General features: G+C 51.4%; 20 protein-coding genes and 2 pseudogenes. 10 read left to right on the top strand and 12 right to left on the bottom strand.

Annotated features, from left to right (window positions below; genetic code table 11):
- Positions 1-293 precede the first annotated feature (293 nt).
- The 4 genes from DWZ82_RS15255 to DWZ82_RS13835 are packed head-to-tail and all read right to left on the bottom strand — an operon-like array spanning position 294 to position 2,656.
- Positions 294-455 (bottom strand): hypothetical protein, encoded by a 162-nt coding sequence (locus DWZ82_RS15255; RefSeq protein WP_158575285.1) that lies wholly within the window; start codon positions 453-455, stop codon positions 294-296.
- Positions 445-1,731 carry a replicative DNA helicase gene (locus DWZ82_RS13845; protein ID WP_118481294.1) on the bottom strand — a complete coding sequence of 429 codons (1,287 nt, stop codon included), beginning with the start codon at positions 1,729-1,731 and terminating at the stop codon, positions 445-447. The genes DWZ82_RS15255 and DWZ82_RS13845 overlap by 11 nt, the downstream gene beginning before the upstream one ends.
- Positions 1,721-2,398 carry a helix-turn-helix domain-containing protein gene (locus DWZ82_RS13840; protein ID WP_118481293.1) on the bottom strand — a complete coding sequence of 226 codons (678 nt, stop codon included), beginning with the start codon at positions 2,396-2,398 and terminating at the stop codon, positions 1,721-1,723. Before DWZ82_RS13840 ends, DWZ82_RS13845 begins: the two co-directional genes overlap by 11 nt.
- A gap of 6 nt (positions 2,399-2,404) precedes the next feature.
- Positions 2,405-2,656, bottom strand: coding sequence for a hypothetical protein (locus DWZ82_RS13835; RefSeq protein WP_118481292.1), 252 nt, complete (start codon positions 2,654-2,656; stop codon positions 2,405-2,407).
- A gap of 176 nt (positions 2,657-2,832) precedes the next feature.
- Here DWZ82_RS13835 and DWZ82_RS13830 point away from each other — a divergent pair, with 176 nt between their 5' ends.
- Both DWZ82_RS13830 and DWZ82_RS13825 read left to right on the top strand, forming a co-directional pair.
- Positions 2,833-3,666 (top strand): helix-turn-helix domain-containing protein, encoded by an 834-nt coding sequence (locus DWZ82_RS13830; RefSeq protein ID WP_118481291.1) that lies wholly within the window; start codon positions 2,833-2,835, stop codon positions 3,664-3,666.
- Between the two features lie 3 nt (positions 3,667-3,669).
- The gene (locus tag DWZ82_RS13825) at positions 3,670-5,049 is read left to right on the top strand and encodes a tyrosine-type recombinase/integrase (protein WP_118481290.1); all 1,380 of its coding nucleotides are present in this window, start codon (positions 3,670-3,672) and stop codon (positions 5,047-5,049) included.
- Between the two features lie 345 nt (positions 5,050-5,394).
- Here DWZ82_RS13825 and DWZ82_RS13820 read toward each other — a convergent pair whose 3' ends face one another.
- From DWZ82_RS13820 to DWZ82_RS13810, 5 genes and pseudogenes are all read right to left on the bottom strand, one after another.
- Positions 5,395-5,727 carry a Fic family protein gene (locus DWZ82_RS13820; RefSeq protein WP_279217450.1) on the bottom strand — a complete coding sequence of 111 codons (333 nt, stop codon included), beginning with the start codon at positions 5,725-5,727 and terminating at the stop codon, positions 5,395-5,397.
- A gap of 227 nt (positions 5,728-5,954) precedes the next feature.
- The gene (locus DWZ82_RS15745; protein WP_243022959.1) at positions 5,955-7,052 is read right to left on the bottom strand and encodes an FN3 associated domain-containing protein; all 1,098 of its coding nucleotides are present in this window, start codon (positions 7,050-7,052) and stop codon (positions 5,955-5,957) included.
- A gap of 96 nt (positions 7,053-7,148) precedes the next feature.
- Positions 7,149-7,493: pseudogene (locus DWZ82_RS15740) on the bottom strand (Sir2 silent information regulator family NAD-dependent deacetylase); the annotation flags it as partial.
- A 321-nt stretch (positions 7,494-7,814) separates the two neighbouring features.
- Positions 7,815-8,060, bottom strand: a pseudogene (locus DWZ82_RS15735) (transposase); the annotation flags it as partial.
- Positions 8,061-8,187: 127 nt separating this feature from the next.
- On the bottom strand, positions 8,188-8,556 hold the full coding sequence (locus tag DWZ82_RS13810; protein ID WP_243022958.1) for a GNAT family N-acetyltransferase: 369 nt from the start codon (positions 8,554-8,556) through the stop codon (positions 8,188-8,190).
- Between the two features lie 260 nt (positions 8,557-8,816).
- On the opposite strand from DWZ82_RS13810, the gene DWZ82_RS13805 reads away from it, so the two are divergent.
- The 4 genes from DWZ82_RS13805 to DWZ82_RS13790 all read left to right on the top strand — a co-directional run bounded on the left by DWZ82_RS13805 (position 8,817) and on the right by DWZ82_RS13790 (position 15,898).
- Complete coding sequence (locus DWZ82_RS13805; RefSeq protein ID WP_118481287.1) at positions 8,817-10,541, top strand: sensor histidine kinase; 1,725 nt, start codon at positions 8,817-8,819, stop codon at positions 10,539-10,541.
- Positions 10,525-12,141, top strand: a complete 1,617-nt coding sequence (locus DWZ82_RS13800) for a response regulator transcription factor (RefSeq protein WP_158575284.1) — start codon at positions 10,525-10,527, stop codon at positions 12,139-12,141. Before DWZ82_RS13805 ends, DWZ82_RS13800 begins: the two co-directional genes overlap by 17 nt.
- Positions 12,138-13,421, top strand: a complete 1,284-nt coding sequence (locus DWZ82_RS13795; protein ID WP_118481285.1) for an ABC transporter substrate-binding protein — start codon at positions 12,138-12,140, stop codon at positions 13,419-13,421. Before DWZ82_RS13800 ends, DWZ82_RS13795 begins: the two co-directional genes overlap by 4 nt.
- A 104-nt stretch (positions 13,422-13,525) precedes the next feature.
- The gene (locus DWZ82_RS13790) at positions 13,526-15,898 is read left to right on the top strand and encodes an S-layer homology domain-containing protein (protein WP_158575282.1); all 2,373 of its coding nucleotides are present in this window, start codon (positions 13,526-13,528) and stop codon (positions 15,896-15,898) included.
- 122 nt (positions 15,899-16,020) lie between these two features.
- On the opposite strand, the gene DWZ82_RS13785 is transcribed toward DWZ82_RS13790, so the two are convergent.
- Positions 16,021-16,278 (bottom strand): HPr family phosphocarrier protein, encoded by a 258-nt coding sequence (locus DWZ82_RS13785; protein ID WP_118481283.1) that lies wholly within the window; start codon positions 16,276-16,278, stop codon positions 16,021-16,023.
- Between the two features lie 14 nt (positions 16,279-16,292).
- On the bottom strand, positions 16,293-18,158 hold the full coding sequence (locus DWZ82_RS13780; protein WP_118481282.1) for a PTS mannitol transporter subunit IICBA: 1,866 nt from the start codon (positions 18,156-18,158) through the stop codon (positions 16,293-16,295).
- Positions 18,159-18,620: 462 nt separating this feature from the next.
- On the opposite strand from DWZ82_RS13780, the gene DWZ82_RS13775 reads away from it, so the two are divergent.
- Genes DWZ82_RS13775 through DWZ82_RS13765 form a run of 3 tightly spaced genes read left to right on the top strand, consistent with a single transcriptional unit; the run spans position 18,621 to position 21,151 of the window.
- A complete protein-coding gene (locus tag DWZ82_RS13775; protein WP_118481281.1) occupies positions 18,621-19,070 on the top strand; it encodes an HTH domain-containing protein in 450 nt (149 codons plus the stop codon).
- A 43-nt stretch (positions 19,071-19,113) separates the two neighbouring features.
- Positions 19,114-20,382, top strand: a complete 1,269-nt coding sequence (locus tag DWZ82_RS13770; protein ID WP_118481280.1) for a zinc-binding dehydrogenase — start codon at positions 19,114-19,116, stop codon at positions 20,380-20,382.
- A 16-nt stretch (positions 20,383-20,398) separates the two neighbouring features.
- Positions 20,399-21,151: a DeoR/GlpR family DNA-binding transcription regulator gene (locus DWZ82_RS13765; RefSeq protein ID WP_110435587.1), complete on the top strand. Its 753-nt coding sequence runs from the start codon at positions 20,399-20,401 to the stop codon at positions 21,149-21,151.
- A gap of 369 nt (positions 21,152-21,520) precedes the next feature.
- Here DWZ82_RS13765 and DWZ82_RS15935 read toward each other — a convergent pair whose 3' ends face one another.
- Positions 21,521-21,643: a Fic family protein gene (locus tag DWZ82_RS15935; RefSeq protein WP_330423325.1), complete on the bottom strand. Its 123-nt coding sequence runs from the start codon at positions 21,641-21,643 to the stop codon at positions 21,521-21,523.
- 490 nt (positions 21,644-22,133) lie between these two features.
- Between DWZ82_RS15935 and DWZ82_RS13755 the strand changes: the two genes are divergently transcribed.
- The coding region (locus DWZ82_RS13755; protein WP_199667510.1) for a DEAD/DEAH box helicase at positions 22,134-22,817 on the top strand (684 nt) is incomplete at its 3' end.

Genomic DNA, 22,817 nt, shown 5'->3' with positions numbered 1-22,817 from the left:
ACTAAAGGCACGGGCCTACCGCAAGCGTAATAAGAAGCCTCTTGTATTGCCAAAATAGTTTAAAAACCATTTAGCAGTACAAGAGGTTTTTCTTAAAACAAAAAGGAGCATTTGTTCCTATTATATTGACGAGAACAATGGATAGATGTAAAATAAAAATATGGATTTGGAAGAGTTAACCAATGAGCTTGGCTGCATAATTGATGCGGTACAAGCTCTTTTTCTACCCCCCTTATACGAATGGAAGGAGAAAAAGGAGAGTCCCCAAGACGGGGACTCTTGGAATAGGTAAGTCAGATATTCAGCCGTTCAGCCAGCAGCCGGGCAGTCTTGTCGGCAAGCTCCGGGGGCGGGGAAATCTCGTTCAGCACAGCAGCGTATTGCCTGAGCCGGTCGGTTTCATCCTCTGCAGGTTCGATGCTGGCGATGATGGCCTTGATCTCATCAAGACACATTGGCAACACCTCGAATTTCTTGGAAATCTCCAGTCTGTAAGTCAAACCCCAGATTAACCGCTCCAGTAGCTCCATGACGATGCTTTGCCAAAGTACATTCGACCTCTACCAATCGTTCTTCTCCTGCCAGTTTTAGTCGGTGCATATCCTCTCGATGCAGGAGAAAGACTCCATCTGCATCCTGTTCGATTGCACCCGAATCGCGTAAATCAGCCAAGCAAGGACGTTTGTCCGGGCGCATTTCATTTGCACGGTTGAGCTGCGCCAGACACAGAACGGGAACGCCGAGCGAACGAGCCAGAGCCTTGAGTTCCCCGGAAATAGCGGTAACTTCTTCGTAACGACTGTTATAGTGTCGGGTGGGTTTCAGTAAGCCGAGGTAGTCGATTACTACGAGCCGCAAATCCTTTACCTGATGCGCCAACACTCTAATATCGTTGATCGAACAGTGTTCCCGACCATTCATATATAACGGCTCGTGTGCCAACTGCTTATGAGCCAAAGCAACAGCGACTTCTTCTTCTGCGGCGAGGGTGTGCATCAGGAGTCTGTTTGCCGGTATGCCAGTTATACGAGCGATACGACGTGCGGTAAGCTGTACAGAATCCATTTCGAGCGTGACAAACAGAACCGCACCCGTATGGGCCGCTACGGTATCTGCAATTTGTAAAGCAAGCGCCGTTTTGCCACAGCCAGGGCGAGCGGCCATGATGTAAAGACCACTGTTCAGCATTCCGCCTCCTAAGGTTTCATCTATGGTAGGCAAACCCGTGGGGACAAAGAGCGTTCTGCCAGCAGCACGGAAATCATAGAAGGCAATAGAGGCGTGCGTACTATCAAGCAATTCGCAATGTCCATTGCGAACGAGGTCATCAAGCTGCTTGGCTGCATCACCAATGATGGCATTAGGTTCATCACCTTGCCGGGCGCGTTTGGTAATTGAATCGCCCAACTGGAACAACGTCCGCAGGTTCGTGCTGCGCTTAACAATGGCGATGTTCTGATGGAGTGCGCTTGGTACGCACGCGATATCCATATAGTCCATAAGTAGTTTCCTGTCGATACCAGCGCACGCTACGCAATCTGCAATAGTAGTGTCATCGGGTACATCGCCATCGGCAGCGATCATCCGGGCAGCGTGCATAATTTGCCGAGCAGCATTATTAACAAGATCGCTTTCGCTTAATTCGCCCAGAATAGCGTGCCACAATTCCGGGGTTACAAATGCCGCACCGATGATGGCGTTCTCGGCCTGCAAGATGTTATCATTCGACATAAGTCATAACCTTCTTTCCGTCAGCGTCTATAGCGTATTCTATATGCTTTCCTGCGGATTGTACAGGAACTGGCGCTTGCTCATGTGCCGCCATCTTGGGCTTGTTTTTGCGTTCCCAACTTTGTAAAGCGGCCTGCCAGTTCCGCATAGGCTGCTTTCCCATCATCCAGCCGCGAGCAGCGTAGTGGAGGAAGAACTCTTCGGCGTCAACAACACTTTTGCGCTCAACGCAGTAAGCCTTGATGTCATCGAGCGATGGCGGCTGGAAGTCGTTACTCATAGCATCCTTATTCTTTTTATTATTCTCTTTTATGTTTCTATGGTTGGTCTTTTCGCCGAGGGGGTGTTGGCTTTTTGAACAAGGGGGCTTGTTGTTTTCCTTGTTATCCATGACATTATTATCAAGGGACACCAAGGAAGCAATTCGCCGCCGCCCGTTATTCGGATCGCATGAAACACAAACATAACCGTGCTTGATCAACTGTGAGATGCTCCGGGAAATGCAATCTTTCGAAACGCCTAAGCGCTCCGAAAAGAAATGGTTGTTAGCCCAGCAAGAACCATCTTTCTGTAGGGCTGCGATAAAACCATACAAGAGTACAGTGCGCGGAGGCAAGTTGCGATCGAGATATACTTTCGACGGGATGGAAATATATTTGTTATCCATTGCTGTTCATCTCCTTTGCGGCTGAATACGACGAATGCCGTGGGTGGATTCTGGTTCTTCGGTGGGCGGGTTCTCCAAGTAATCAAGGAGAGCGTCGAAATTGATGAGGCGGCGGTTACCGTTACCTACGGGGACGGACGGGATGATTCCCTGATTGACAAGGCGCTTGATCAGCCGGGCGTTGACGGGGGTGTTCGGATCGAGCTGGTGGAGCTCGGTGACTGCTTGGGTGATATATCTCATTCTTACGGATTTCATTACGATTACCTCTTTCTATATTTATCTACAGTTTTAATCAAACGGATAGGCCTATACAATAACATTTGACATCATCTGTAGCTTATGATAGTATTATATCAGCGGATATAAGCAATGTACAGCACATAAATGATAGTTTATTCAACGTATTACAAATAATTGTTAGGAGTAACGAAATGACTAAAAACGAAGACAGAAAGAAAGAGCTCCCCATTTTTCAGGAAAGGCTCAATGCGGTAAAAGGTGACTTAACCATTGATCGTTTTGCACGCAAAGTTGGTGTTGCACGTGCTACAATGGGCGGTTATTTGGCAGGGACGCGCTTACCCAAGGCAGATCACCTCAAACAAATAGCCGAGAAATGTGGTGTTTCTGCTGACTATCTGATCGGGTTATCGGACGCTCAGAGTACAGATAATCGCGATATTAGCATGGCATTAGGGTTGTCAGACGAGGCAATCGAGGTTCTGCGAAAATCGAAAGAAAATCCGTTCCGCCATTTTGCGTATGATAAGATAATTGTTGATGATAAGATTTTGCCTGGAATAACAAACTATTTATTTGCATTTCTGGAATATCTGCGCTTGAAGAGTATATTTCGAGTTGTTCCTTGCAAGGGAGTAGGCGATGGACTTGCGGACAGAATGATGGTCAAGATTATGACTCATCTCCCGGAATGGAAAAGTAATGTGATTAACGAAATGAAAAAACCGTTGATGGAGCGGCTGCTTTTAGAGTATGTAGCAAATGTGGTGGATGAACAGAAATGCAACTCTATAGTTAATGAATACGAGTATTATCACGAGGAATGGCCTGAACCTAAGATTGAGTTCGAAGATGAAGAATATGAAATAGCCGTTGAAGATGACGTTGAAGATGACTTTGACTATGATGAGTGGCTGGCTGGATGTAAAGAAGCGGAAAAAGAAATGGCAATTGAAGAACAGAAAGAACAAAACAGATATGATGTCATTCAAAAAGTGTTGGAATATCGCCAAAAGGAGAACTGATGTATGGCTACTATCGAAAAACGTGGCGAAAGCTACAAAATCATTGTTTCTTGTGGTTACGACCTTGATGGCAAGCAGTTACGCCGCCGAATGGTCTGGAAACCCGAGCCCGGCATGACAAAGCGCCAGATACAGAAAGAGCTCGACCGGCAGGCGGTGTTGTTCGAGGAGAAGTGCCGGAACGGTCAGGTGCTCGAGGGTAATATCAAATTTGCCGAATTTGCGGAGAAATGGTTTGCAGACTACGCCGAAAAGCAGTTAAGAGCAACAACGGTTGCACGTTATCAATTACTCATGCCTCGTATCAATGCCGCAATCGGTCATATTCGTCTTGACAAGCTGCAACCACATCACTTAATGGAGTTTTACAACAATCTCGCTGAGAGCGGTGTACGCGAAGATACGCGCTATTGCAGTGCGGTTGACTTCAAAAAGCTGCTGAAAAAGCGTGGTATCACCAAGAGGACATTTGCGAAAGAGGCAGGCGTGTCTGTCTATGTGCTGGACAGTGTGACGCGTGGTGCTAATATTAGTACGACCAGCGCTCATAAGATTGTATCGGCGTTGGGACTTCCGCTCGACCAGGTATTTACGCCTGTTGGCGATAAGGACACGCTGGCGGTAAGCACAATTCTGCACCATCACCGGTTGATTTCGTCCATGCTGGGTACGGCGGTTAAGTGGCAGCTTATCTTTTCCAATCCGTGCAGCCGTGTAGTTTTGCCGAAGAACAAGCGTAAGGAGGCGGTTTATCTGGACGAGGAACAGGCGGCAGAGTTGCTTGCGGCATTGGACAAGGAAAGTATGCAGCATCAGGTGATTGTGAAGTTGCTGTTGTTTACCGGTCTGCGTCGTGGTGAGCTGTGCGGCTTAGAATGGAAAGATGTTAATTTCGAGCGGGCGATTATTACGGTTCGGCGTTCGTCCCTGTATCTGTCGGGCAAGGGGATTTTTGCGGATGAAACCAAGAACGACACCTCAACGCGCTGTATGAAAGTGTCCGACGATGCAATTGCAATGTTGCGGGTATGGCGAGCTGAGCAAGCGAAAGAGCGTTCGCTATTGGGTGATCAGTGGCAGGACAACGACCGCTTGTTTACAGCATGGAATGGAACACCGATTCGTCCCGATGTTATCACGGCATGGTTTCATCGTTTTGTGACAAAGAATAATCTGCCGCCTATTCATGTTCACTCGCTACGTCACACGAATGCGACGTTGCTTATTGCAGCAGGTACAAACCTTACTACCGTGGCGGCGCGACTGGGCCACGCAGACACAACGACCACCAGCAAGATTTACGCACACGCCATCAAGTCGGCAGATCAGGCAGCAGCAGAGGTTTTGCAGGATATTCTACATCCAGTAAAAAAGCAAGCATAATAGCATAAAAAAGGGCGCTCCCATCAAGAGGGAACGCCCTTCGTTTTTGGAGAAATAAACCCCTAATAAACCCCTTTCGGGATTTTGCAAAATGTGATAATGACTAAAAAGTAAAGAAAAACCGCTCATTTCAACGAAACAAGCGGTTTAACATGGTACGCCCGGTGCGATTCGAACGCATGGCCTTTGGAGTCGGAGCGGTGCTATGTGAGGTGTTTGCATCGCAGCGACTACTGAAAAGGTGCAGTTAACCAACATTTTGTGCGGTTTTTGTATGTTTTCTGCACCTGTTGGGACTGCCGATATTCGGTGGCAGTAGCCTCGTAGTAGCCGCAGTGGCGTTGGCTATTCTTTGACCGGTGGCAGGAAACCTTCGACCTGCTGACGGTATTCGGACTGCTCCTCGCGGAAGAACCGCTCCAGCAGGCTGTAATCCTGTTTTGTCTGCGCGGTATTCAACGCATGATAATATTCTGCTTTGCGGCTGTCATTTATCACAAAGGGGATAATATCGTTTTTCAGACATTCCTTAAACAAGATCAGCCGTCCGGTTCGTCCATTTCCGTCCTGAAACGGGTGAATGGCCTCGTAATCTGCATGAAACTTTGCCAATCCGTGCAGATCATGCTTGTCTGCGGCATTATATTCGTCCAGCAATGCCGTCATGTGCGCGTGAATATCTTCCGACGTCAGGGTGCCGGATAGCTGCTTTTGTTATATCCAATCTGCTGCTGTTGTGCAAGGTGCCCGCGGTTGAAAAGAGGTTTCAATGTTTAATACGGCAATCCTGCTCAGTATGCTTCTTTATAGCGGGCACATAAATTGTTATCAGACTTGCTCGTCGTGCGAACAATGCGCAAAAGTAAAGGGCGCTCCTGCTGGAGCACCCTTGGACTTGTGAGAAATTATGCAGTTGGCAAAACTGTGGCAAAACCGGTGAATTTATCACGGTTTGCGGTGATGAAATCTGTATCTGCGCCGGTCAGGTCAAGTGTGCCGAACGAAGCGCGGTTGACGCTGGCCTTGTATGTGGGACTGTAGCTTTTCAGCGTTGGTGTGCCATTGATTTGGAGGGTCAGGTTTCCGGTGATGGAGCCGCCGCTTTGTTCGCCGAGGAACTGATTCAGCTTGACGCCGTCTGCAACATGGAACGTTATATTGCCGTCCAGTGTCGCGCTCATGTACGCGCCCGCAAGCTCGACCTCCGCGCTGCCGTCTACGGAAACGTCCACGTCAGCCTTATGCGTCGTGCTGCCTCTGCCGCTGGCGATAACAGCAAAATTACCGGCCTGCACGCTGATGCGCTGCGTGCCCGCTGCGGTGCTGTCCACGGTACTGCCTGCATACAGATTGTAAGCTGTCCAGCTCCGCGCGGTCTCCACATCGTTCGCGATCGTGAGATCATGCCCGTTGGCATATATCCGGCTGACGGAATAGGTGATGTTCTCCAGTGTGAGATCGCCATTCAGCGTCAGCGGGGAACCGGACAGCTTATACTTGGTCTCACCGGCCGAGCGGATGGTGCACGGTACGGACGGCATAGTGCTGACCGAGGACAGTTCCACGTCATCGTTGAGTTCGATCGTGCCGCCGTTTGCCGCGTTCACCGCGGCAACAGCGTCAGCCCAGCTTTGATAGTTCTGCCCGTTCACGGCAAAGGCGTTTTCCTTGACGCCCTTGGCGAACGTCAGATCCTTGCGAACGATACCGGACCATTTGCCGTCCTTTTTCGCCGCTGCGCGGATGTACAGCGTTCCGCCTGCAATGTCCCCGATGGACACCGAGAGCGGATTTTCGTACTTTATGCCGGTTTTGGTCGGGTCGGAAACGGTGGAACCGGTCAGGGTGTTGCTGTTGTCTACCGTGTAGTAGATTTCAGCGCCGTCGGTCGGGCAGTCGAGCGTTACCGTTACCTCATCCGCATTCGCGTAGGTGGTTTTCTCCGGCGAGATGGTGAGCGTCGGCTTGGAAGCCGTCAGCGCCTTATTCAGTGCCGCCTGCACTGCGGCGAGCACGGCGCGGCTTTCATCCTCGTGGCCGGAGATGGGCTGAACGCCCTCTGTGGTCTGTGCAAAATAGATGCGGCTGAACAGCTCGGGGAGAAAGTTTTCATACCGTTCCGCTGCTCTGTGCCAACCTTCGTCCTCGACAAACTTGTTGTCAGAACGCAGGTTCATGGTCAGTGGTTTCCCGCAGTGGGGGCAGACAGGGAGCAACTCAGTCGGGACTTTCATATATTCCTGCCGCTTGACCATTTCACGAATCACGGCTTCGTTATCAAAGGTCTCCTGACAGCACGGCTCACTGCACTGGAACAGACCGTAATCGCCTTGCGTATAGAATAGTCGTTTTTTATCAAAACCTGCTTTCTGGAAACAATGATCTACATTTGTTGTGATAACGAAATAGTCTTTGTCGGCAATCAACTTCAAAAGCGTTTCATAGACCGGCATGGGCGCGTCCTGATAGACCGGCTCCCCGCGCCGATCCAGGTGCTTGCTGACAGCAGGACGGAAGTAGCTGTGCTCCAGCTTCCGGGCACCTCGCCGGTCGGTTTCACTCAGACATTTGTGCCGGAGCGGACAGTCCTTGCAGTCTGCTTTCTGGGCAATATACTGCCAATACAAGCCGCTGGCGGTTCTCGTCAGAATATTCCGCCGCAACGGATTCCCCTGTGGACAAACATACAGGTCATTTTCCTCATCATAACGGAAGTCATCGTGCTTAAATTCGGTCTTGCTGTTGTCTCCGTGCTTCTGGTGCCGGACGAAAAATGCGATCCCCAGGTCATCCAGGACCCGGTGGGCCAGTGGGAAATCGTAGGCGGCATCGGCAGCCGCCGCCTGAAGGGGAATTATTTGGCTGTTGATTCGCTCGATCTGTTCTAAATAAGGTACAGAATCATTGACATCGCCGGGGGTAACTGTAACATCCAGGATAATGCCATGGTCGGTGTCCACCGCCTGGTGGGACAGATAATGCTGTCCCCGAGGCTTGCCGGGCCTCTTCATATGACCGGCCTCAGGGTCAGTACGACTGACCCGTTTATGGCTTCGGCGGTTGTCCCGCTTGATCTGCTTTGTCCTCTTTTTACGGCGCTTGCCGGTGCTTTTTTGTAAGTCCTCCAGCCCCTCTTCCTCATAACTGTCCAACCGTTCCCAATAGCAGGTTACTTAATAGCTTTGTTCCAATACCTTGACCGCGATATTCCGGCAGCAGTGAAATAGCAAGAGAGGGCGTATCCACGTCGATATGGCCATAATCCTCCATAATGCGGCTCCAGGCGGTGCCTACGATTTTTCCGTTTACTTCAGCTGCAAGGCAGTGATCACCAAACTGAGTACCGAAGTCGGCAATATAGATTGGTAACTTGGAAAGATCGATGACCGATCGAGATGGAGGCCATGTTCCCTCGGGGAGAAAGATAGCCTGATAGAGAAATTCCCGCAGAAGGGGATATTCCTTTGGGTACATTGCGCGGATGATAAGTTCTGATTGTTTCATCATTTTGCCATCCTTCCGGCTCTTATCATAGTATATCATACAAAGCAATGGACTGTCTCGAATATAACGAACTCATATCAAGTCTATGGATAGAAAGCACGATCTTTGAAAAGCGATCGAAGAATAAGGTCGTTTGCGAAGCCAGCAGATAACCGGACGATTTAGAAGAGTGCTTGAGACCTTCCCGAAAGGTGTGTTAAAATGAAACCAGCTTGGCTGGTATACTTGATGATCAGTCGTTGGGGAGAAAGGAGAAACCGGGTATGAAAAATCATCAGTTGCAGCATCGTTTGCTCAAATATTTTATCTTTGTGGCGATCGTGCCTGCCGTATGTATTGCGCTGCTTTATTTCGGTATTACGCAGGCTGACACACGTGCACGTCTAGAACAGGACTATAATCAACGCCTGACGCATGCGATGAATAAGATCGAGAACAAAGTGACTCAGATCAATGAGTTTACCGGGTGGATTTTCCGCCAGAATGACTTGCAAATACTGCTTGCACGCCCGGAAACGCAGGCCAGTTGTTATGATGAAGCATTCCATCAGGCAGTGCAGGAATTGCGGTCTCAATTTTCATATCGACCAGTCACACGTGATATCCTGTCTCTGTTTTTGATCGGGGACAATGGGGTGGATATTCGAGCGGGCAGCGAGGCATCGCTCATCGATCCGCAGGACTTGACCGATCTTATCACTTGCAGCGACGCATGTGATACCTACTGGGGTTGTTTGACCGCTAATTTGACTGCTTTCACCGACCATCCGCAGGTGCTTTTTTATCGCCATCCAATGATCGATCCTGATACCGGGGTACAGACTGGTTGGCTGGTGCTGTTGTTTTCCAGTGACCTGTTTCGGGAAGAATGCGCGGATCTGTTGACTGATGCGGAAAATCAGGTCATGCTGTTCAATCAAAACGATGGTACGTTGGCTTGTTTCGGTTCGCAGCGATCGCAGGAGACCCGACTGGAAGGCAATGTGGAGTCACTGCCTACTGGTTGGGCGCTATCTGTGCAGATGAGCACCGCAGCGCTGGGGGAACAGCGGCGAACTGCGCTGTGGATGACGGGCATGATCTTTTTGGTGGCGCTCATTATGACGGCTATTTTGGCTTGGATGCTATCGCGCAGTCTGGCTCGTCCAGTTGAACGCATGATGCAGACTGTGACCCGTATCTCGCAGGGCGATTTTTCACGCAATCATCCGGTCATGCTTGGCGGCGCAAGCGAGATGGACACACTGGAACGACATATTGGAGACATGGGAGACAGTATGGAGCGCCTGCTGCATACCCAGCTCGAGCGCGAGCAGGAAAAACGGGCGCTGGAGATTCGGATGCTGCAAAATCAGCTCAATCCACATTTTCTGTACAACACACTCAATACGATCAAGCTCATGGCGGCGCTGCAAGGCAAGACTGCGATCCAGAACATGATCGAGGCGCTCGGCCGACTGCTGCGTGCCAATTTATCAGCCGGAGAGGAACAAATACGCCTGTCGCAGGAACTGGACATGCTGGACAGTTACTTGTACATCCAGAATACGGCCAAAAAGGGCGTTTTACATCTGGTGAAGGAGATTTCAGAGCCGGATGTGCTGGAATACCTGGTGCCAAAGTTTCTGCTTCAGCCGGTGGTCGAAAACGCGATTGTGCACGGATTGGTACAAAACCCGTTGGGCGAGACGATTACGCTATCGATTCAAGCTGTTGGGCATACGCTGCATTTGATTGTGTCTGACACCGGACAGGGGATGACACTAGATACGCTGGACGCACTGCGTCATCGAATACGTGCTGTCGAACCGCCCCGCACCGATGGAAAACACGGTTTTGGTTTGTGGAGCACGGCGGCGCGGCTGCGACTGCAATATGATGATAAAGCGGATATATCGATCGACAGTCAGGAAGGGCAGGGGACAACCGTACATATTTGGCTGCCGGTGCAGCGGGAAAGGAGGACGCAGGATGCAAAACAGGGATAAGCGTGTATTGCTGGTGGACGATGACGCTATGGTCCGTATCGGACTGAAAACGTTGGTAAACTGGTCAGGGCACGGCTACCAGCTCATCGGTGAAGCGGAAAACGGTACGCAGGCGCTGGAAATCGTGCGCCGGGAACAACCTGAAATCGTGATTACCGATATGAAAATGCCGGGGATGGATGGTGTTGCGCTCATCCGAGCCCTGCAAGAGATACAGCCGCCGCCGTATGTGGTCGCGCTAAGTGGTTACGATGATTTCCCACTGGTACGCGAGGCTATGAAGCAAGGTGCTAAGGATTACCTGCTCAAGCTGGAACTGACACCTGAGACTTTGCTGCAAAGTTTGGCTGGTGCGCCCGATACACCGACCGATGATATACCTAAGCCAGATCAAACTATGCTGCGCAGTCGAGTGCTGCGTGATTTGGTCTTCCATTTTTATTTGAACGAGGACGACTTGGAAAAACGTTTGCAAGAATCTGGGATTTGCTGGGCTGGGGAGACCGTCTATTGTCTGTTGCTCAAAGCCGGGGAATTGTTTCGGTTTGAAGAGGCCACCGAGGAGGAATGCCACACGTTGCTGTTCTCCATTCGCAACATTGCGGAGGAAATTGTAGGTGCTTGTCTGGATGCGGTCAGCACCGAGGGAAAAACCGGAGAACTGTATATTTTGGGTGCGCTGCGACCTGAATTGACTGGACAGGATGCGAACGTGTTGATAGAACAGACTGCTCATCGTCTGCATGATATGCTTCAGCAGTATGTTGATGTTTCGTGTATGATTGGGATCGGACAGGGCGAGAATACGGCTGGCGGTATGGCAGAGGCGTGCAGTCGAGCGGCGGACGCCATGCGTAGCCGGTTTTATCGACTGAACGACCCGGTCATCTGGTGGCAGGCCGATCTTTGTCCACAGACCGAACCAGAGACTTTTTCTACAGCCGAAGCCCGCAGGCTGCTCGCTGAGGGGATTTCTTCGCTATCGGCTGAGACTGTCGATGAGGCTATCGATCTGGTACAGAAAGCATCTGCGCGTCAGCATTGGACACAGCGCAACGCCTATGCGGTCGCCTTTGCACTGGCGGTTACGGTGCAAGACTGTCTGGAAACGTATGGATTTGATATTCCATCCCAAATGCCGCGCAGTCATGGCGATCTGCTGCGCTGGATGGATTTGCACCACATGGGTGATGTCCGCGATTGGTTGGAACGACTGCGTGAGGATATATTAGAGTACATCCAGAAGGAGCGTACGGACGGTAGACAGATGGTCGTGCGTCGTGCACAGGATATCGTTACGCAGCGTTTTTGCGGAGAAATTACCCTGTCGGAGTTGGCTGAACAGCTGGATTTAACACCAGGATATTTAAGTGGGCTGATGAAAAAGTATATCGGAAAGACCTTTTCCGAGTATCTGACCTATTTGCGCATGGAGCAGGCTAAAAAGCTGCTGCGTGAGACCCATGATAAGATCTATGCAGTGGCAGTAGCGGTCGGATATGAAGATGCATTTTATTTCAGCCGGATTTTTAAGCGTGAAACCGGAATGACGCCGGGAGATTGGCGGAAGAGGGCAGAGCAGAGGGGAGATGTACCATGAAACGACGTATAATGGTGATTTTTCTGCTCTGTGTGCTGACGATTGGGGTGACGGCTACTTATCTGCTGCCTCAAAAGAGAACGGAGGACGACCAAACCGTCCATACGCTGCGTGTCGCGCTGTGGGATTACGGCACGGTCAGTTATGACCGCCGTATGATCGAGCAATTTACCCAAGAATATCCCAATATTCAGGTTGAAGTGGTCAGCTGCTCGCCTGAGTATTATGACAGCAGTCTGGAATCCATGCTGGACAGTGGAGATCGGTTGGATGTGATTTTTGTCAATCAGCTTCCGCAGCTTGCCAAGTTGATTGCACGAGATATCGCATTGCCGCTGGATGATTATGCCGAGCGGGACGTGATTGATCTGGACGTTTATCCCGACACCGATGTTCTGCGTGATCCGAATACTGGTGCTCTTATGGGGTTGCCGTATCGCCAGGATAAATTTGTGCTCTATTATAACAAGGATTTGTTCGAGCAGTCTGGATGTACCATCCCGGAAAACGGCATGACCTGGGAGGAATTTGCCGATCTGGCGCAGACTCTGACTGAGCGGCTGCAAAAGATGCAGGAGAATCGATGGGGAGCGACGCTGATTTTGGAGCCGAAGCATATTTTATACTATATGAGCCAGCATGCATTTGACTGGTCACAGGATGATTTTCAAAATTTAGCAGCGGGATTACAGTTATGGTTGGACATGCAGGATAGTGGCGGCATTGCGGATATTGTAGGCAATCAGATGCGCTTGGATTCGCAGCGTATGTTTGAAACCGGGCGGTATGCAATGTTTATACAGGGAAGCTGGTATATGAACTTCTTGCATATGGATGCCCAAAGTGGTCAGCTGGATTTTTCGTGGGGGGTGATCGAACGACCGGTTTGGTCGGAGGAACAGCCCAACGAGAATGATGCTTGGATTACACCGCTTATCATACACCGCAACACGACTGAACCCGAAGCGGCTTGGACATTCTTAAAGTTTGTGTGCGGAAAGCAAGGTGCCGAGATTCTGACAGATGAATGGATTTTACCGGCTTATCAGGATGCCGATATCAGGGCGCAGTTGCGTCAAAATATGCAGGCAGAAGGTATTGATGCAGATATTTTTTTAGCAGGTTTGTCCGACCCGCGACCTCTGCCAACGCAGCAGGAACTTGCGCTTTCCGAGCAAATTTATGAATTGTATCGGCGGGTATTGCTTGGCCTGGATACGGTACCGGAAGGTGTTGAAAAGATGGAGCAGACCCGGCAAAACTGGAAAAATGCAGGCTAGTGTGGATTTGTACAAAAAATCGTTTGATTCTCCATGTTCTTATTCCAGTCTTTCCCGTATACTGAAATCAGCATCTAAGGATGCAGTTGAAAGGAGGATTTCTCATGAAGAAGGGCTGGAAACGAGTGGGAGCGGTCGTTCTGACTGCTTCAATGTTGATTACAACAGCAAGCGCTGCGGCACAATATGGAGCGGTGGATCCCAATGATCCGTATGCGCCGCCGGTCAGCGGCATGTTCCATGAACAAAAGATCAATGCCGATGGCTTGGTCGGACAGTACAGCGTATATATTCCGGAAAATTTTGAGCCGTGCACCGATGGCGTGATGATTTTGACTCCGGATGGAATGACGGCTAAGAGTTTTGTGGAAAGTGAAAAAGGACAGGCGTGGAAGGCTCTTTCGGATGAGCTGGGCATTGCGACCGTCTATGTAGAGCCGCAGGATGGGCAGACTTGGAACATTGATCTGTCGGACGACGATCGTGACGATCAGGCGTTTTTAAAGAAAGTTTACGATACTATCCGCAGTAAGTCTCAAACATTGGATGCGCCGTTTGACATGGATGAGCGCGCGTTCTATCTGGTTGGATATGAAGAAGGCGGTGCTTCTGCACACGAATTTGCAATGGCATGGCCGGCAATCTTTGCGGGTGCAGCTTCAGTCGGCGGTAGTGCCGTGCCGGAAAGCGCGATTGATACGCTGGGCGATGCACTGAGTTATCCATTTGCGGAGGCGGAGAATCTGGTAGGACAGCAGGAAAATGCGATTCCAAACTGTGACGTTCCGGTTCCTATGTGGATCGTTGAATCAGAGGATGAATCAGATAACAGTGATGCAGTGGAAGCTTACTGGGCTACGGCCAACGATGCTGAACAAACAAGTGCAAATTCGTATGCACAGACCGTATATGTCAGTGAAGAAAATGACCGGCAGCGTGTCTGGGTAACAGACGGTGTAAAGGCCGATGAAATGACGCCGGAAGTTCTCTATGAAGAGTTTCTGTCTAAGGTGCAGAGATTTGTTGGCGATCCAGAAGGACGTCTGGAGTGGACGGTTGAGCATACCAATGACGAAAAGACGGGATTTTTTACCTATGAGCAGATGATTGACGGCAAGCAGCGACGTTGGATGGTATATGTTCCCTCATCTTATAGCAGCAGTGAAGCAGTGCCGCTTGTAGTCGCGACGCATGGTTACTCCAGCGCAATGACTGCGTTTACCGGAGATAGCCGCTGGCAGGATGTCGCAGAGGAAAACGGTTTCATTGTTGTGTTTACGCAGGGATATCCGACTAATGGCGTCATGGGTAATATTCCAGTACCGTATTGGAATAACCCACTGATGGGACTGACCGTCGAGGAACCGGTTGATGAACTGTCGTATTTCCATCAAGTCGTTGCACAGGTTAAGGAAGACTACACGATTGACGCGACACGCGTTTATGCGACCGGACATTCCAACGGTTCTTGCATGACCTGGTTGCTGGCACTGGAAGAAAGTGACCTGTTTACCGCATTTGCTCCCGTTGGTTCCAATATGGGTGCTTATTATGAGACGGTACAGCTTAACGATATTGCTGTTCCGGTTTGGAATATGAAGGGCGAGTATGATGGTGAAGACGGTGCGTCGCTGGCAGAGGGTACGCTCAGCCATGATACCATTTCGTATTGGACGCGAGCCAATGGTGCAAGCACAACGGCAGTCGGACAGACCGACGAAACTGGACGATATGTGACGCAGGAATATCAGAATGCAGATGGTGTGCCGTTGGTTCGGTTCACTGAGGTGAAAAACTCTCCGCATGCATACCTGCCTGAGCAGGCCGAGATGATCTGGGAGGACTTCTTCTCTAAGTATAGCAAGAAGGATGGCGTTTTGTACTATGAAGGCAAGGCTGTCGCAACGCCCGAGGCAACATCGAGCGAGTTTACCGACATCGCGGGCCACTGGGCAAAGGATGCCATCGAATATGTGACCGATAAGGCGCTGTTCAACGGCACGACCGCAACCACCTTCTCCCCGAACGAGGGCATGACCCGCGGCATGTTTGTCACCGTGCTTGGCCGTATGGCAGGCGCAGACATCTCCGCGTACAACACCCAGAGTCAGTTTGCCGATGTAGACAGCAAAATGTACTACAACGCATACGTCAACTGGGCAGCAGCCAACAAGATTGTTTCCGGCGTGGACGCTTCGCATTTCAATCCGAATGCGCTCATCACCCGTGAGCAGGCTGCGGTTATCATGGATAATTATCTGACCGCCACCGGCACTAAGGTAGAGGAAACCGGCAGTGCAGCTGCATTTGCCGACAGCGCAAGCATCCGCGCTTACGCGAAGGACGCTGTAACCAGAATGCAGAAGGCTGGTCTGCTGAGCGGCAAATCGGGCAACCGTTTTGACCCGCAGGGCACGGCCACCCGTGCACAGGTAGCTGTTATCATGCAGAAGCTGTGTGAAAAGACCGGTAAATAAGCCGGTAAAATGAGAAAGGGTCTCCCGCCATTCGGCGGGAGACCCTTTGCGTTCGGAACAGGAAAAACCAGGAGAGGTGATCCCTCTCCTGGTTTTTCAGGTTTGATTGTGTCGAAATTCAGTTACTTGATCTCAGCGAACAGCTTCTCGAGCGCAGCCGCTGCAGCTTCCTCGTCCGCGCCGTCGCAGGCAACAGTGATGCTGTCGCCGCCCTTGACGGCCAGACCCATTACTGCGAAAATCTTCTTGAGGTCAGCGGTCTTTTCGCCCTTGGTGAGCGTTACCGCGCACTGGAAGCCCTTGGCGGCCTTGCTCAGCAGACCGGCCGGACGGGCGTGCAGGCCTTCCTTATCCTGAATGGTGATGGTAAACTGTTTCATGAAACTCTCTCCTTTTACTGCAGGTGGGTCAGTACAAACTTGATATCCGGGGTTTTCTTCATCATTTCAAGCGCCTCCTCGTCCTCGAGGACCTCGCAGACATGGGCGAGCAGGTCAAGGTGTGCGTCACCGACACCTGCAATGCCGAAAATGAGGTATGCTTTCTCGTCACCGAAGTCTACGCCGTCGGGGTACTGCAGCATGACAACGCCGGACTTTTTGACAGTGGATTTCTTTTCGCTCGTGCCGTGCGGGATGGCAACGCCCATGCCCATGTAGGTGGTAACGAGCTTTTCGCGCTCGACCATTGCATCGGCGTAGTCGGCATCGACATAGCCGCGTTTGGCAAGCAGCGCACCTGCGGCGCGGATCGCGGTTTCCTTATCAACAGAGGGTAAGCCAAGCTGAATGTCCTCGGCCTGGATTACAAGGCCCTGATCCTGCGCGGCAGGTTCGTCAGTGGTTTCGGGAGCCGCGGCTTTCGCGGCAGGTGCAGCGGTCAGCGTCTGGTACAGGGTGTCCAGATTCGGGTCCGCAAGGAAGTTGCCAATCGTGATGATCTGCGCCTGCGGTGCACTCCTGCGGGCGCGCTCGGCGAGAACACGCTGGCAGACAACGATATCTGCGTCAGCAGGTACGTTATCTACACTGGAGTTGGTGACGATCAGCTCCGGACGCTCGGCCTTGATGCGGTTGTGGAACTTGGTCGCGCCCATCGCGCTCGACCCCATGCCTGCGTCGCACGAAAATACGATCTTGTGCACGTCACCGGCGTTTACCGGTGCGGATTCGATGGCTGCGGGTGCTACACCCTTGGCCTGCGCCTTCATGTCCTGCATTTTGGCCTGCGCTTCGCTGAGGTTCTGCGCATTGCCGGAAGTTGCTTTGAGAATGACAGACGAGAGTACAAACGATACGGCAGCTGCAAGGACAACGCCGATAAATACCGTCAGAACGGAGTCACGCGGCGCCATCGCCATGTAGGCAATGATCGAACCGGGGGATGCCGGGCCGGACAGACCGGCACCGGTCATGGTGTAGAACAGGATCGCGCAGAAGTTGCCCGCGATCGGAGCCAGAATGATGACCGGATTCATCAGAATGTACGGGAAGTAGATCTCGTGGATACCGCCGAGCAGGTGAATGACAACCGCGCCGGGAGCGGACTGACGTGTGGTCTTGTCCTTGCAGAACAGGCAGTACGCCAGCAGAACGCCCAGACCGGGACCGGGATTGGTCTCGAGCATGTACATGATGGAGCGGCCGGCCTCTGCAGCCTGGCTGACGCCAATTGGGTTGAAAATACCGTGGTTGATGGCGTTGTTCAGGAACAGCACCTTTGTCGGTTCAATAAAGATGGAAACCAGCGGCAGCAGGCTGTGGCTGACCAGAAAATCAACGCCTGCGGTAAGTACGGTGAGAATGGCGGTCATAAACGGGCCGATAACGTAGTAGCCGAGGATTGCCAGCAGCATGCCGAGGATGCCGATGGAGAAATTGTGGACCAGCATTTCAAAACCGGCGGGAATGTGCTCCTCCACGCGGTTGTCAAACTGCTTGATGACCCAGCCTGCCAGCGGGCCCATCACCATCGCACCCATCAGCATGGTGTAGTCCGAGCCGCAGATGCAGCCGATAACGGCGATGCAGGCAATGACGCGGCCGCGTTCCTTTGCGACCATATAGCCGCCCTGACCGGCGATGAGAATGGGCAGCAGGTAGCTCAGCATCGGTGAGACCATCGAGCTGAGCCGTTCGTTCGGGAACCAGCCCTTTTCAATGAACAGCGCTGTGAGGAAGCCCCATGCAATAAATGCACCGATGTTCGGCATGACCATGCCGCTCAAAAACTTGCCAAAACGGGAAATTGCGTTTTTCATAGCTTTTCAACTCCTTATCTGTGTTGCCGCATGACTTGCGGGATTCGGGGAGTCGCTTTCGTTTCGTTTGATTATATTGTACAGGCGGAATCCGGGTCTGACAAGGGAAACTATAGTGACTGATGTCACCGGCGAATGGTGACAAATGTCGTAAGACTGTCGAAAACGCGCAGGGAAAAGGATGTTTGCTTGTGCAGTCTGCGCAGAACAGAGGTGACAGCAGAGCGGGTTGTCGGAGTTGTGTCACCGGAAGATGGTGACAAAAAACGCAGGATACGGAACAGTGTCACTTGTGCTGTCATTTTAGAATGTGGTATCATAGAGATAAGTAATTGAGAATGGAAAAGGGAAAATTAACGTATACACGATTGCAAATGAATTTACAAATGAATGCACTATGCTGACAGTGACATTCATTTTCCATTCTAAACCTGTTGGATTTTATAGAAAGGAGCCATCCCGATGTCTGAAACCCTGCCTTCTCTGACTGCGAACGGACAAAAGTTAATCGACCGTCTGCTGACGCTGCCGCAGGGCTGGGTGACGGCGGCGATGCTCGCGGAGAGCATCGGCGTGAGCCGCCGCACGGTGCTGCGTGAGCTGCCGAGTGTGGAGCAATGGATTGCCGCGGCAGGCTATCACTTTGTACGCAGTCCGGGACAGGGACTGCTGCTGGACGAGCCGCCCGCACGCCGGGAGCAAATGCGCGCGCTGCTGAACGGCAGCACAGTCTACGCGGAGCTGCCGCGCCGTCAGCGGCGGCAAAAGCTGCTCGGTATGCTGCTGCAGGCGCGTGAGCCGATGAAAACCGCAGCACTGGCGCGGGAGCTGCTCGTCTCCGAGAGCACACAGGCCGCCGAGCGCTCGGTTATCGAGGAGCTGCTTCCGAAAGTACGTTTTTCCAAGCTGTAATTGTTGAAATCTATTGCCTAAGTGATAAAGGAGAGTTATTATTATGAAAGCAAGGGCTGTACGTCTGCATGCTGCGAATGATCTGCGTCTGGATACCTTTGAGCTGCCGGAAATCCGCGATGATGAGATTCTGGTCAAGGTCGTATCCGACAGCATCTGCATGTCCACCTATAAGTGCGCGATCCTTGGTACCGAGCACAAGCGCGTGCATCCCGATGTTGCCGAGCATCCGGCCATCATGGGTCACGAGTTTGCGGGCGATATCGTCAAGGTTGGCGCGAAGCATCAGGATAAGTTCAAGCCGGGCATGAAGTTCACGCTGCAGCCGGCGCTCAATTACAAGGGCACGATGTGGAGCCCCGGATACTCCTACGAGTTCTTCGGCGGCGATGCGACATACTGCATCATTCCGGCTGAGGTTATGGAACTTGGCTGCCTGCTCGAGTACAAGGGGCGTGCCTACTACGAGGCGTCTCTTGCCGAGCCGATGAGCTGCTCGATCGGTGCGTTCAACGCCGCTTATCACACCAAGATGGGTGTTTATCACCACGAAATGGGTATTAAAAAGGGCGGAAAGCTGGCCATCATGGCAGGTGCCGGTCCGATGGGTCTGGGTGCGCTGACGTATGCGCTGCACCGTGACGTCCGTCCGTCCATGGTCGTTGTGACCGATGTGAACGAGGACCGTCTGGCACGCGCCGAGGCGCTGTTCCCGCCGGCTGAGGTCAAGGAGAAGGACGGCATCGATCTGCATTTTGTCAACACCGGCAAGATGGAAAATCCGGCGGCAGAGCTGCGCGAAATGACCGGCGGCACCGGTTTTGATGATGTATTCTGCTACGCGCCGGTTGCGGCAGTCGTTGAACTGTGCAGCGCGGTGCTCGGCCGCGATGGCTGCCTGAACTTCTTCGCGGGCCCGACCGACAAGCAGTTCTCTGCCAAGATGAACTTTTATGATGTACACTATAATTCTACGCATGTTATGGGCACGACCGGCGGCAACACCGCGGATATGATCGAATCGCTCGAGCTGACCGCATCTGGCCGTATCGACCCGGCGGTTATGGTGACGCATATCGGCGGTCTGGATGCCGCGGCGGAAACCACGCTCAACCTGCCCAAGATTCCGGGCGGCAAAAAGCTGATCTACACACACCTGACCATGCCGCTTACCGCGCTGACCGATCTGCGGGCAAAGGGCGCGGAGGATGCGCGGTTTACCGCGCTGGCTGACATTGTGGACGCACACAATGGCCTGTGGTGCCCGGAGGCAGAGGAATATCTGCTGGCAAACTTTCAGCAGCACGACTAATTGGAGGAAACAACCGATGGAACAACGCCGCAATGCAATCGTCGAACTGGTCAACCGAGAGGGAAGCCTGAGCTTTGTACAGCTGAAGGAGGCTTTTCCGTCGGTGTCCGAAATGACGCTGCGAACTGATCTGAAGGCACTCGATCAGGCGCGAAGAGTGGTTCGCGTGCACGGCGGCGTCAAATCGGTCGAGGTAGTCGTCGGCACGGACGACCAGTTCGGCAGGCGCACGGCGCGCAATGCGTCGGAAAAGCAGATCATTGCGGAGAAGGCGGCGGCGCTGCTGCGACCGAATACCACGGTGTTTCTGGATTCCGGCAGCACGGCAACCGCCGTGGCACGCTGTGTGCCTGATGAGCCGATGCTGATCTTCACGAGTGGATTGACGTGTGCGATCGAACTCGCGCGGCTGGAAAAGCCCAAGGTGTCCATTCCCGGCGGCACGCTCAACCGGTTCAGCCATAGCGTGTGCGGTGTGCGCGGCATTCAGGAACTGGAGGGCGTGCATTTCGACCTGCTGCTGCTCGGCGTGACGAGCTACAGTCCGGAGACCGGCTTTGCCTGCGGTGTAGAGGAGGAGGCGCTGCTCAAGCAGACTGTGCTGCATCGCGCGGAGCATGTGGCGGTGCTGCTGGATTCCTCTAAAATTGATCGAAGAAGTACATTCCGCATTTGCGGTCTCGATGAGGTAGATACCGTCATTTCGGACGGCAGACTGCCGCCGGAATTCCTTTCGGCGTGTGAGAACGCGGGCGTAAAAGTGCTGTAAAAGTGAGAAAACCCTGTCTGGTGTTGGAACAGACAGGGTTTCTTTTAGGGCTAAAGTTAGGTATCCGGCTCGTATGCCGGTATGGCGGCGGCATCTTTATATTGCCTCTCGCAAATCGGAACAAAAATTTTTACCTATATCAGAAAATAAGAAAAACCGGTTATTTCTTACGAAATAACCGGTTGATCTGGTACGCCAGAAGGGATTCGAACCCCCGACCTTTTGGTTCGTAGGAATTTATGGAGCGAAATTCAGCGGTTAACCGGGCAATTTTAGGTCGCAATATACGGTCGTACCAGCGGAATTACCATATCACCGATACACTTGTTTTAAGGGATCCGAGAAACGTGGACCCCATATTGGAACCCCTTAAAAAGCAGCGGTGTACGTCTGCTTACGACTTGACGGCTTATCCGGAATACCGAGTTTTAGCTTGCCTTGCTCAACCAGCGGCTGAATATAGCGCTTGTTGGCGTGGTATACGGTTCCAATGCCAAGGAAATCTGCAATTTCCTTGCGAGTGCGCGATGTGCAGCTTTCACTTCAACGGTTTGCGCCTCGGCTTGCTGTGCTTGTACACGTTTTGCAAGTTCGATCAAATCTTCAATCTGCATTTTGAAAATCCACCACCTTTATTTATATTATACGCCAAATCATCAAAATATAAATCTAAATTTTGATGATTTGTTTGATGATTTTCGATAATATCTCATAACAACGCAGGTCCTGTCATTCGGATACTTTTCGAGCGGCAGGGCCTGCCGTTTTGCGCATGAACTGCGCTTATCTATTCTAACCTTTTGACACTTTCTATCATTTACAATGCCATATTCAGGCCTAAACTCCTCTGTTAAGGCCTTTGAACAAGAAATTAGCTATATCGAAAAATGTAATTTATTTTCGAGAAATATTCACTATTCGGCATTATCTTTTTACATTCCGATAACATAAAGATAATCTTAACACATTGGAGGTTATCTCTATGGATATGAAAAGGCACTTGAAATCTGCACTTAAACAGCTTGGTTTCGACAAGCCTCGCAAGGCTCAGATTATTCCGATGAATACGCTGGATGCTGGACAGGATGCAATTGTAATTGCTGCCACGGGTTCTGGCAAACAGGTCATCTATGAAACCGTTGGGCTTGCTCATTCCGACAAGCTGACTATCGTCATCGAGCCTTTGCTTGCGCTGATTTACAATCAGGTACAGACGTTACAGGCTCATGATATTCCTGCCGATTATATTGATATGACCCGCTCGAAAGAAGACATTGATAAGATACTGAACAAGGTACGCAAGGGAAAGCTGAATTTTCTCTATGTCACTCCCGAACGGCTGCAAAACCATGCGTTTATTGAAACTATGCAGCATTCGGATATCTTTATGGTCGTAATAGACGAATGCCACTCCATTACGGAATGGGGTTATACGTTTCGTGACGCTTATCTGCACATCGGCGATTTTATCAACAAGCTAAAGCATAAACCGGTTATCTGTGCCTGCTCTGCGACGATACCGGCTGACTCTCTCGATACCATTCGTGATAGCCTGCACATGAACAAACCGGCTATTCTCCGCAGTGATGTACGGCGTGATAATCTTATTCTTCTCAAGAAAGACGTTACCTGTAACAAGAAAACACTGGAGGAACGACTGGAATTT

The sequence above is a fragment of the Butyricicoccus sp. AF35-5AC genome (assembly GCF_003477715.1).
In the GTDB taxonomy this organism is placed as follows: domain Bacteria; phylum Bacillota; class Clostridia; order Oscillospirales; family Butyricicoccaceae; genus Agathobaculum; species Agathobaculum butyriciproducens.
This window is presented reverse-complemented; position numbering and strand designations above follow the sequence as displayed.